At 59.6% G+C, this 11,065-nt stretch carries 6 protein-coding genes and 1 pseudogene; 4 read left to right on the forward strand and 3 right to left on the reverse strand.

Translation table 11 applies throughout. The features are described from left to right. Nucleotides 1–745 precede the first annotated feature (745 nt). Nucleotides 746–2,758 carry an ATP-binding protein gene (locus tag CDO46_RS01130; RefSeq protein ID WP_087836739.1) on the reverse strand — a complete coding sequence of 671 codons (2,013 nt, stop codon included), beginning with the start codon at nt 2,756–2,758 and terminating at the stop codon, nt 746–748. A 373-nt stretch (nt 2,759–3,131) separates the two neighbouring features. Here CDO46_RS01130 and CDO46_RS01135 point away from each other — a divergent pair, with 373 nt between their 5' ends. Then, nucleotides 3,132–4,874: an ABC transporter ATP-binding protein gene (locus tag CDO46_RS01135; RefSeq protein ID WP_217896284.1), complete on the forward strand. Its 1,743-nt coding sequence runs from the start codon at nt 3,132–3,134 to the stop codon at nt 4,872–4,874. A gap of 249 nt (nt 4,875–5,123) precedes the next feature. On the opposite strand, the gene CDO46_RS01140 is transcribed toward CDO46_RS01135, so the two are convergent. Both CDO46_RS01140 and CDO46_RS01145 read right to left on the reverse strand, forming a co-directional pair. Then, nucleotides 5,124–5,597, reverse strand: coding sequence for a GNAT family N-acetyltransferase (locus CDO46_RS01140; RefSeq protein ID WP_087836740.1), 474 nt, complete (start codon nt 5,595–5,597; stop codon nt 5,124–5,126). A 58-nt stretch (nt 5,598–5,655) separates the two neighbouring features. Further along, entirely contained in the window at nt 5,656–6,501 is an 846-nt protein-coding gene (locus tag CDO46_RS01145; RefSeq protein WP_254914537.1) for a DUF817 domain-containing protein, read from the reverse strand. 357 nt (nt 6,502–6,858) lie between these two features. On the opposite strand from CDO46_RS01145, the gene CDO46_RS01155 reads away from it, so the two are divergent. The 3 genes and pseudogenes from CDO46_RS01155 to CDO46_RS01165 all read left to right on the forward strand — a co-directional run bounded on the left by CDO46_RS01155 (nt 6,859) and on the right by CDO46_RS01165 (nt 10,999). After that, nucleotides 6,859–7,212, forward strand: coding sequence for an abortive infection family protein (locus tag CDO46_RS01155; RefSeq protein ID WP_217896285.1), 354 nt, complete (start codon nt 6,859–6,861; stop codon nt 7,210–7,212). A gap of 12 nt (nt 7,213–7,224) precedes the next feature. After that, nucleotides 7,225–7,447, forward strand: a pseudogene (locus tag CDO46_RS28540) (integrase); the annotation flags it as partial. A 93-nt stretch (nt 7,448–7,540) separates the two neighbouring features. Continuing rightward, nucleotides 7,541–10,999: a DEAD/DEAH box helicase gene (locus CDO46_RS01165; protein WP_087836743.1), complete on the forward strand. Its 3,459-nt coding sequence runs from the start codon at nt 7,541–7,543 to the stop codon at nt 10,997–10,999. Nucleotides 11,000–11,065 lie beyond the last annotated feature (66 nt).

Below are 11,065 nucleotides of genomic sequence, written 5' to 3' on the forward strand. Positions count from 1 at the left end.
TCTTCGGATAAGACCGGCGCTTACGCAACGGCACTAATTCTGTCTTTGCCATGGTGTCCACCAAAAAATGGTGGACACTAATCGAGGACAACGCCGTGGCTCAAGACGGGATCACCGGGCGCTTACGACGTAGCGGCTTTCCAGCAGACCCAGGACGCGGACATAGCGGGAGGGATGCGGTGGCGTGCCGGCGGCGGTTGCATCCATGGGCGTGTCTCCATGGGGCGTGATGCCCTCGTTGATTTCATGATCTGGCGCAGCGGGGGCTGCGGTGGTGTCATGAGAAGTGCAACGGGCGTGCCAGCGGGGATAAGTGTTTGATTTGGTAGGGGGATTTTTTTACGCGAGGCCAGGGGTGCGGGGTTTCCTGGATGCGGAAAAGGGGAAATGGTGCGGTGCAGCTTTATGAAATGGTGAAAGCGATAAGACTGATCTGATTCACCTGCCTAGAAACCTGTCAAATTGGCTGCGATAGGGATAGCTCATGCATTTTCTTGTTCCTAGCAATCGTGACTCACACTCCACACAAGGCCTTAAATGATCGTGTCCAGCAAGTATTGCTTGTCCACCGTCAGCTTTCGGCCCATTGCTGTCGCTTGAGTCTCGACAACCAAAACCTGCTTTGCGGCGCATTGCCGGCTCTCCGCTGTTGCGCCCGCACCTACATTGAGCGACCGCGAGAGTTTCAACCGATGATTGACACGCTGTCCGAGCGCCGTAGCGCTGAACACAAGGTGGCTTGGGCTCAGGCCGATGCTGCATCGGCTTCCGGCGCTGCGTCCACCTCCGGTTCCGCGTCCGAATCTTCAATCTCGAACACCCCTTCGAGGTAGGCTGCGTAACGTTGCTGCAAGTATTTGAGCGACGCGTCACGATCGACTTGAACGTCTAGATGGTCCTGAAAGAACTTCAACCGCGCACGGTTTTCGTCGAGCACCTGTGCCCAAGTCTTTGCATAGATGCTGACGTTTGGTTTTTCCAGAATCAGACCGGTTTCGTCCTTCACCAAATGCTCAGTATAGGGTTTTAGCTCGTCGCTGATCACCCAAAATGCCCACGTCACCCCGACTTTGGAGAAACGCGGGTCCTCCATCACGGAAAACGCGTAACCCTGAATCTGCGTCACCTCGTCCGAACCGATGGGCACCTTCGGCGCTTTCAGCTCGACGACTAGGTGCGACAAGCGGTTCGCCCGGTGCTGCTTCGTCGCCCTCGAAAGCATAAGATCCACGATGCCCCGCGTCTGTGAAATGTGCTTCACTGGCTCATCGATCATGATCTTCGGATCCAGCATCTTCTTGTGCTCAATCAGAACCTGTGTCAGCGACTGGTCATCCACCGACAAGCCGAACTCTTCTCCAAAGAGCCAGCAGTTCTGAGCGATGATGCGATGTAGCTGCGATCGTTCTTTCAGGCGCTTCTTGGGCTCCGGGTCGAAGAGCACGGCCTCCAAACCGTTGAGGAACTTCAGGCGGTCCGAGACCACCTTCGCAGCTCCGATGATCGAAGAGAGCGTCGTGTCGCGCAGAAGTTGCGCCAGTTCTTGCTGTTGCCGTTTCGGCAGTCGAAGCACCTCGTCCAGGATGACCTGCAAGTCCTCCGGGCTACGTTCGATCGCCTGACGCAGCATTCGAAGTTGAAATGCCTTATTCTTGCTTTGCGTCGTACTGAAATCTGGCAGGTGCCGCGCCACGTTAACAGCCACGATATCAAACACCTGACGTTCGACCTTTTCGACTGCTGTCACCGGGTCGCCCGCGAACGGGTAGACCTCTTCGCTCTTCCACTCCTCCACCACCGTTCTGGCCTGCTCCGCCGCTCGGGTGCGGAAGTGATCCTTGATCGTTTGTTGCGCCTGATTAATGGCGTCAACGATTGCGGTCTGCATTTCCGCGAGATCGACCGTCCCCTCCTTCTGTGCGAGGTCGAAATACGGCGAGTATAGGTAGCCAGAAAAAGTGAAATTACCAATGTGGAAACGACGGTCTACCTGCAAGAGCGGGAAACGTTGCTGGTTGCAAAGGTACAGCGTGCGGTTGCCTGCGGCTTTCCACTCGACAACGTGCAAACGCACCCAGTGCTCCTTACCGCCGATTTCAATATCGTCCAGGTTGAAGTTCTTGCGACCAGCAATGGCCGATGCGGGGTTGATGGATCGACCGTCCAGTAAGATCTCTGTGTTCTCCTCATAGTCTGCCAGATATAGCGCGAAGATCTCGGTCAACTCCTGGCGACCTTCGTCCGACGTAAACGTTCGGAACTCCTTGGTGGGTTCACGGATGGTAAGCGTCACCCCCGATTGCACATCACCATTAACCTGCACCTCATCGCTCACGTTGACATGACGGATGTCGAACGCAGTCATGCGGATAGTGTAGGACCAGAACTTGCCTCCCCGACGGTAGACCACCGCCCATTCGGCGACGTTGCCAAGAGCGAATGCCTTGAAACGCCCACGACCTTCCTGCCCATGAAGGAACCGGCCGGACACGGTTTGTGATTTGGACTTTTTCCATGAGCCGCCGAGGAAGCGGAAAAAGCCGGGCGCATCTGCACGGGCGATGCCTGCTCCATTGTCCTTGACGACGACGGCATCCAGCGCCCCTAGGTCGTTGTACTCGAACGAGACGTCCACAATTGTCGCGTCGGCGTCAAACGAATTCCATATCAGTTCAGCCAGCGCCGGAATGGGGCGAGCACGCGTGATCTTCTCGAGAAAGTCAGATTGCACCTCAACTGGATACTGTTCTGCCGCCATGCCTTCTCCTATTGCCCGGGGCTGTCTACCGCGTCGCTTTGTATCGCAGCATTCTACTGTCTGCGGCGCCGCAAACCCTATGTCCCTGACTTTGAATGACACTAGGTAAGTGGAGGCGACCTTGAGGCGGCGGTTCTCAGCCAGAAAGCCACCAGGGCATCGGCAGTCAGCGACTTATCCCAGCCTGAACTGGCCGCTCCAGAAAAAGCTGTCATTGCCCGTTCCTGACCGAAAAGAGACTCTTCGCGACCGCTACTTTTTAGCCCACGGTAGACTCATGGTGCTAACTAGATTCTTCAGCGCCGGACCAAGAGAGCCACGGTACTGGAGAACGCCGTTGCGTTGCTAATAACTTGAGTATGCCCGCCCCAACGTGACTACATCCGACTCTTCACGCTACCCACCCGCCATCGGCCTAGGCACAGCCGCCCGGGACCTCTACCGCGCCCTCTGGCGCCACGCAGCCGGCGTCCGCCCCCACCTGCTCGGCGCCGCCGGCCTGCTCTCAGCAGCCCAGCTACTCCGCCTGACCATGCCCTGGCTGGCCGCCCAAGCCATCAACGCCCTGCAGCAAGGCGACATGGCAACGGCAGGCCGCTGGATCGCCTATCTCGTCGGCGTCTATCTCCTGTCCTGGCTCCTCCACGGCCCCGGCCGCATCCTGGAACGCAACGTCGGTGTCCGAGTCCGCGAACGCCTGGCCGATCAACTCTACGCCCGCATCGCCGCCGCCCCGCTCGCCTGGCGCGACGGCCGGCACTCCGGCGAACTCCAGCACCGCATCGTCCAATCCAGCCGCGCCCTGTCCGACTTCGCGCAAAACCAATTCGGCTACCTGCAAAGCGCCTTCAACTTCGTCGGCCCGCTTGTCGCCCTGGCCTTGCTCTCGCGCACCAGCGGCACCATCGCCATCACCGGCTACGTCATCATCGCGCTGATCATCATGCGCTTCGACCGCGCGCTAATGCAGCTTGCCCGCGCCGAGAACGACGCGGAGCGGCGCTATGCCGCCGCGCTGCTGGACTTCGTCGGCAACGCCGGCACGGTGATCGGCCTGCGGCTGCAATCGGCCTCGCGCAAGGTGCTCGGCCGCCGCATGGAAGCGGTGATGGCGCCGCTGCGCCGCGCGGTCATGGTCACGGAAGGCAAGTGGTTCACCGTGGACATCCTCGGCATGGGGCTCACGTGGATACTGGTGGTGGTCTACGTGCTGCAATCGCGGCAGCCCGGGCAGGCGGTGATGCTGGGCACGGTCTTCATGATCTACCAGTACGCCCAGCAGGCCGCGACGGTGGTGGGCGCGATGGCTTCAAACTTTCAGAGTTTCGCGCGCATGCATACGGACTACGGCAGCGCCGAGCCGATCTGGGAAGCGCCCAGCGATCCCGACTCCGCTGTTCCGGCCGTGGTGCCCGATGCGCCGTGGCGGACGCTGGAACTGCGCAATGCCACGTGGCGATATGCCGACGACGCACGCGGCGGATTGCATGGGATCGATCTGGAACTGAAGCGCGGAGCGCGGGTGGCGCTGATCGGCCCAAGCGGGGGTGGCAAGAGTACGCTGCTGCGCATGCTAGCGGGCCTCTATCCACCACAGCAGGGCGAATTGCTGCGTGATGGCGTGGCGGTGGACTGGTCCGAACTACGCACGCTGGCCACGCTGATCCCGCAAGAGGCCGAGGTGTTCGAAGCCACTGTGGAAGAGAACCTGACCTTCGGCGAACCTGCCGACTCGGAGGCGCTGGAGTCCGCCGTGCATGCAGGGGTGTTCGACGAGGTACTGCAACGCCTGCCCGAGGGCTTGGCCAGTCCGCTGAACGAGCGGGGCGGCAATCTCTCCGGTGGTCAGCGGCAGCGGCTGGCCCTGTCCCGTGGTGCACTGGCGGCACAGGGGAGTTCGTTGCTGTTGCTCGATGAGCCAACCAGCGCACTCGACCCGCAGGCCGAAGGCCGGGTGTTCGACCGCATGGTCGCAGCGTTCCCATCGGCCTGCATCGTGGCCTCGGTACACCGGCCCAGCCTGCTCGAACGGTTCGACACCATCGTGGTGATGGAGGCCGGCAAGGTGGTCGATGCCGGCCCGCGCGATCAGGTGCTGGCAAGAAGGGCTCACTGATCCGGCGTATTGCCTGCCAAGCTCGTTGCCATGCCGCCTAACGTGCTCGATCTCCTTTAATACCTCCGCGCGTCTCTGCAGGCAGTGGGTGGAAGTTATTCACCGCATCGACCGTTGCCGCGCAGCCAACGCAGCCCTGCGAAACAGGAGCAACAGGATGGCAAGTCGTTTCATGGATCGGCTCCATGGATGACTGCACTGGCTTCGATCGCGGCGTTTCCGCCCGACAATAGCGAACCTTCTAGGGGCTCAGCCTGCAACAGGCAGCGCTTTGCGCATCAGCGCGTTCTCTAGCATCACCCCTCGGCGGACCGGAAAACGTCGTTCGACGACGTGAAAACCGTGCAGAGCGAAAAAGGGCTCGGCGGTCTTGCTCACATTGGATGTCAACGCCACCAGGCCCAGGGATTTTGCCTCGTCATGAATGCGGGCCATCAGCCGCGTCCCTATTCCTTGACGCGGGTGCAAGCCGGACACATAGAATTGGTCGATGTGGCCGTCTGATCGAACGTCCGCATAGCCCACGACTTCGCCATCGATCTCGGCAATAAAGGGCTGGTTTTTCCGCACCCGATCTGCCCAGGCAGCCATGTCGAAGTCCGAAGGCGCCCATGCCTCGATTTGCTCGGACGAGTAATCCTTGGAGGCGACCTCGTGGATGGAGGTGAAGAATACGCGGAACAACGCGGCTTCATCACCGGAATTGAACCTGCGAATTTCCACTGGATCCTCGACATTGCGGCTGGGACGGCGAGTCTGCCATATCAGGCGCTTGTGCGGCTCAATCGGGCACGTGGACACGCGCCTTGATGTGCTTCAGATTCGCCACGATCGTGAAGGTCATGATGACCAGCAGCGACCAGGAACTCCATTTACCCAGGTGCACCGTGGACCACGCGCCAAGCTGGTTGGGATAGGCCCAGACGCCGAAGAACGTGCTGATGTTCTCAGCCAGCCAGATGAAGAAGCCGATTAGTACGAAAGCCAGCAGCAGCGGCATCCGTCGGTCCCGGTCCAGCGGACGGAAGATCACGGTCGTCCGGGCATAAAGGCCCAGCGCGCATGCCGCGATGTACCAGCGGTAGTCGCCGATGAAATGATGCGTGAAGAAGTTGGCGTAGATCAGCAATGCAACGAGCCAGGCCATCCAGTACGGAGGGTGATGCACCACGCGCAATTCGAACAACCGCCAGGCCTGGATGACGTAGCTTCCCACCGCGGCATACATGAACCCGGCAAAGAGCGGTACGCCCAGGACCTTGGTATAGGCGAAATCCGGATAGGACCAGGACTGGATTCCGCTGGACGTCTTGAACGCCTCCAGCGCAAAGCCCACCAGGTGAAAAACGGTGATCGCCTTAAGTTCGTCCAAGGTTTCGAGCTTGGCCCAGACCATCCAGGCCTGGATCGCCAGCGCGATGGCCAGCAGGGCGTCGTAGCGGGGAATGCCCCACAGGCCGGAACGCGGCACCAGGAACACCGCGCCGAAGAAAAGTCCGACGAACAGACAGGCGCGGGCTTCCTTCAGGCCGAAGTACAGGAATTCCAGCAGGAAACGGGAAATGCCCGACAGGCCGGGCCGGTCGTGGCCGAGCAGCAGATGAGCGTCGAGCGCGCTCAGGCGCAGTGACGAAGGGCGGGCTGGAAAGTTCACGTCTCGGCTGAATCGTACGAATCCCAGCCGGAATTGTGCCTCAACTACAGGACCGGACCGGTAGCCATCATGCCAATGCCCGCCAGGCCAACTCGCGGGCGGACAACCGCCCCGGGTCATATAACCGGCATTCCGCCGGCACATCCGCCGTGCGCAATGCAAGCGGGATCTCCGTGCACGCCATTAAGAAGCCCGTCACACCGGTGCGCCTGCGCATCCGCAGCAACGCGCTGGCGAAGCAGGCCCGCCCCAGCTCGTTGTCGCCCGCCTTCACCCCGTCGTAGATACCCCGCATGACCAGATCGAGCTCTTCCTCGTTCGGCCAAGGAGTTGATCGAAACCTGCTGCAAGACAATTCTCACCAAGCGTGGCGTTGCTTTCACAAAGTCCGAAGATCTTGGAGAACTGACCAAGAAGCTGACCAAGGAACTGCAGTTAGTGCCCGAGGGCATCTCCGATGAGGCAAAAGGCGCGGAGAACATTAAGCTGATACTCCGTAACCTGACCCAGCTAACAAACAACCTAGCACAACTGCGCGGGCTGTATGGAACTGGCCATGGTCGGGATGGAAATCATCGTGGCCTTCAGCCGCGACACGCACGGCTTGCGGTTGCATCCGCAGTCGCCTTCATTGACTTCGTCTCAGAGACGTACCGACAGCGTGAAAGCACAAAGACTAAGTAGCTAACACTCCTGCTGTCGAAGCGGCAGTACGCCCGGATTGTGTATCGCTGGTCCGCATCGATTGGCCCCGACGGTACCTCATATGGCAGCCACACTATGCGCCGTACAAAAATCTCGCTGATCTACCGCCGGACGAAGAGTCTTCGGGGCGGTCAGCTGTTGCTCGGGCATACGAATCTGGAAAGAACTCCGCTATCTCAGCATCGAGGCCGACGATGCTCATAAGGTAGGGTAATCCCCCTGCTATCGGACGTACTGCTATTTCATTGAATATATGCATCTTTTGATGGCAGATTGCGAACCAATACAAAATTGCACGATTTAGGATATGGCCAGAAGACCGCTCATACAAAAAGGGATTGCCGAACTCGAACAGATGTTTGACAAACAAAAGGGCGACACCGAGTTCCTCAATACTTTGATCGCCGAGCTTTCCCAGAGAAGCGTTCCGCGTGCGCGCGACCTAAAGCGGCGAGCGGCCGAGGCAGTCAAAAATCTACAGCAAAGAGATACACCAACAACGTCGCCACCGGTCAGCGATCCCAAACCGGCAGCATCGACAAGTGCCGCGCCTGTAAGCTCCCGCCCTTTCGAACGCGTGGATCGCCCAAGCGGCCCATCCACCAATTGGCCGGACGACATTCTGACGGCCTGGACGGCCATGGAAGTGCTTTCCCCCCCTTCTTACCGACGGCCGGAAGATTTGGCAGGTGGAGACAAGTATCGTATCGCGCAATTCAACCGTGGTGCGCTGCCTTGGGAAAACGGTGGCGAGCGAAGCCGCCCCAACCAGCGGCTCTATTATCAGCTTATTCTCGGCAGCATCGATATGGAGGCTGCCGTCAACGCGCTGCTGAAGGTCTATACCGACACGCGAGATGAGCGTCCCCAAGCCCGTGGCGAGGCCGTTCTCGCTACGATCATGCTCGATAAAAACGGCCTGCCGGTCGAGAACGAAGCCGTTTCCATCTCAAGCTTCGGCTGGGGCGTGCCTGTTGCCCTGTCGGGCCGATTGCGTGACCTTGGGCAGTGGTCTCAGGTCGAAAAGGCACTGATCGAAGAACTTACCAAACAGATCACGGCCGAGGACAAGGACGGTAATCCGCTGCCGCTCGATCAGCGCCGCATCCAGCTTGCCTACGAATGGCTGCTTCAAAAACTGGATATCCCAGCCGAATTCGCAAAGCCGCCGGCCTTTGCCGTTCGATCGTATCAATACTTCAAGCTGCAAGACCCGCCTGAGGCGATCCTGCTCAATTCATTCTTCCTGGATGATCTGGCTACCGCACGAGGGCACGTGGCGGCAGGCAGCGCAACTGCCAATCTGAAGCGCTATCTACAGGTTCTCAAGCCGCGCCAACGCCGCAACCTGATGAAGGACAACGCCGCTCTCGCGGATGCGCTGGAACCGCGAAAATTCCCGGCCGGCTCGTGGCCTGCGAACGGCAGACATCCGCTGGCGCTTCTTCAGCAATGCGCCGTCAACCTCGCCATTCACGATCTGAAGGATGACGGCATTCTGGCGGTCAACGGACCGCCAGGTACGGGCAAGACGACGCTGCTGCGCGATGTCATCGCAGCTCTGGTGACCGAGCGAGCCCAGGTCTTGAGCGGTTTTGACGACCCCGAAGATGCATTCATCCATTCCGGCGAGAAGATGCGAATGGGTAATGCGTTCGTTCATCTTTATAGTCTGGACAAGCGGGTCAAAGGCTACGAGATGATCGTAGCCTCCTCCAACAACAAGGCAGTCGAGAACGTCAGTGCGGAACTGCCCGGCATCGAGGCTATCGCGTCCGATGCTCCGGGTTTGCGCTACTTCAAAACCGTATCCGATGCGCTGTTGCAGCGGGACACATGGGGCACGGTTGCGGCCGTCCTCGGCAACAGCAAAAACAGAAGCGATTTCCGGCAGACGTTCTGGTGGGACGATGATGCCGGCTTTCGTCGATACCTGATGCAGGCGGCCGGCCAGCCGCAGCTTTTGGTCGAAGAGACAAGCGAGGGCACCCGCCAAAGGCCGCCGCAGATCGTCGTGAAGGAAGATGCGCCGGAGGATCAAGATGAGGCTCTACGGCGCTGGAAGAGGTCACGGCAGAATCTTCAGAAAGCGGTGAGGTCCGCGAAGGCGGCGCTGGCGGATTTGCAAAAAGCCCACGACCTTCTCCGCGCGATAAGGGCCAAAGAGGCTTCGGTTTCCGGTCTTGAGGCCGAAATCGCATCGCGAGCACGTATCTTGGCCGAACTCGAAACCGCAGCGGACAACGCGGTTGGCCTGCGGGATCGGCAGCAGAAGACCGTCGATGCCTTGCTGGGCGAGCGGGACGCATTGATACGTCTTCGCCCCGGCTTCTTTAGCAGGCTACTCGGCACGACGGCATATCGTTCGTGGCAATCCTCCCACAAGCAGATTTCGTCGCGTTTGGGTCTCGAGCAAGGCTCACTTCGGCAGCTTGCGGCGCGGGCGCAGGAGACACTGTCGGGCCTTGCTTCGGAAAGAAGCAATTTGCAACACCTACGGGCTTCACTCGCTGCCGGGATGGAAGCGCTGAATCGTGATCGGACACAATACGATGCAATTGCCCGTCAGTATCCGGGTGCATTCCTTTCCGATGAGTTTTTTGCGCAGCGCCACCGCGAAAAGCAGATCAGCGCGCCATGGCTTGACGAGCAAACGGCGCGGCTACGTAACGATGTATTTGAAGCGGCGATGGCACTGCACAAGGCGTTCATCGACGCAGCGGCCAAACCAATCCGGCACAATCTCAATGTACTGCTCGACAGTTTCGGCACCCGCTCTCTCGGCAGCCCTGAAAAGGATGCCTTGATACCGGACCTTTGGTCCACGCTGTTCTTGCTGGTGCCGGTCGTCTCGACGACATTCGCCTCCGTCTCGCGCATGTTCGGCAGGATTCCGCTCGACGCGTTCGGCTGGCTTCTCGTAGATGAAGCCGGGCAGGCCTTGCCGCAAGCGGCGGTCGGCGCCCTGATGCGGACGCGCAGGGCGGTTGTTGTCGGCGATCCCATTCAGATTGAGCCGGTAGTGGTTCTTCCCGACAAACTCACGGAAGCCATGTGCAACCAATTCAGCGTCGATCCCTTGACGTTCAATGCGCCGGGCGCGTCTGTCCAGACGCTTTCTGACAGCGCGACAGAATATTACGGCACTTTCGAAACAACGTTCGGGACGCGGGAGGTCGGGGTGCCCTTGCTCGTGCATCGACGCTGCGCGGAGCCGATGTTCAGCATTTCCAATTCGATCGCCTATGAAAACCTCATGGTGCAGGCAAAAGTCTCCAGGAATTCGGCGATACGTGATGTTCTTGGCCCTTCACGGTGGATCGATATCGAAGGGCGTGGGCAGGAAAAGTGGTGCCCGCAAGAAGGTGACGCGCTACTCGGGCTCGTGCAGCAGCTCCGAGAACGAGGATGCACGCCGGACTTTTATATCGTGACGCCGTTCGTTGTCGTGCAGGACCGTACCCGCGAACGTCTGCGATCGAGCGGCGTACTCGAGGGCTGGGTTGAAAACCCGTATCAGTGGATGCGGGATCGCGTGGGAACGGTGCATACCGTGCAGGGCCGGGAAGCCGAAGCCGTATTCTTCATTCTTGGCGCGCCCGATGCACAGCAAAGGGGTGCGCGCGGCTGGGCTGGCGGTCGGCCCAATCTTCTGAACGTAGCAACAACCCGCGCGAAGGAAGCCCTCTACGTCATCGGCAATCGCTCGCTATGGAAAGCGGCGGGAGTCTTCCAGGCGCTGGACGCTTATCTCAAGGGAGCTTAAGGACAGCCAGAGGTGGCCGATGGGTGTTCAGAGGGAGAGCAGGAATCGCCCTTTGCTCGATGGGGT

This window comes from Pigmentiphaga sp. NML030171 (assembly GCF_002188635.1).
Taxonomy (GTDB): domain Bacteria; phylum Pseudomonadota; class Gammaproteobacteria; order Burkholderiales; family Burkholderiaceae_B; genus Pigmentiphaga; species Pigmentiphaga daeguensis.

Coding starts and splice junctions, on each gene's coding strand:
- CDO46_RS01130 (WP_087836739.1), bottom strand. CDS start 2,758: ATGGCGGCAGAACAGTATCCAGTTGAGGTGCAATCTGACTTTCTCGAG.
- CDO46_RS01165 (WP_087836743.1), top strand. CDS start 7,541: ATGGCCAGAAGACCGCTCATACAAAAAGGGATTGCCGAACTCGAACAG.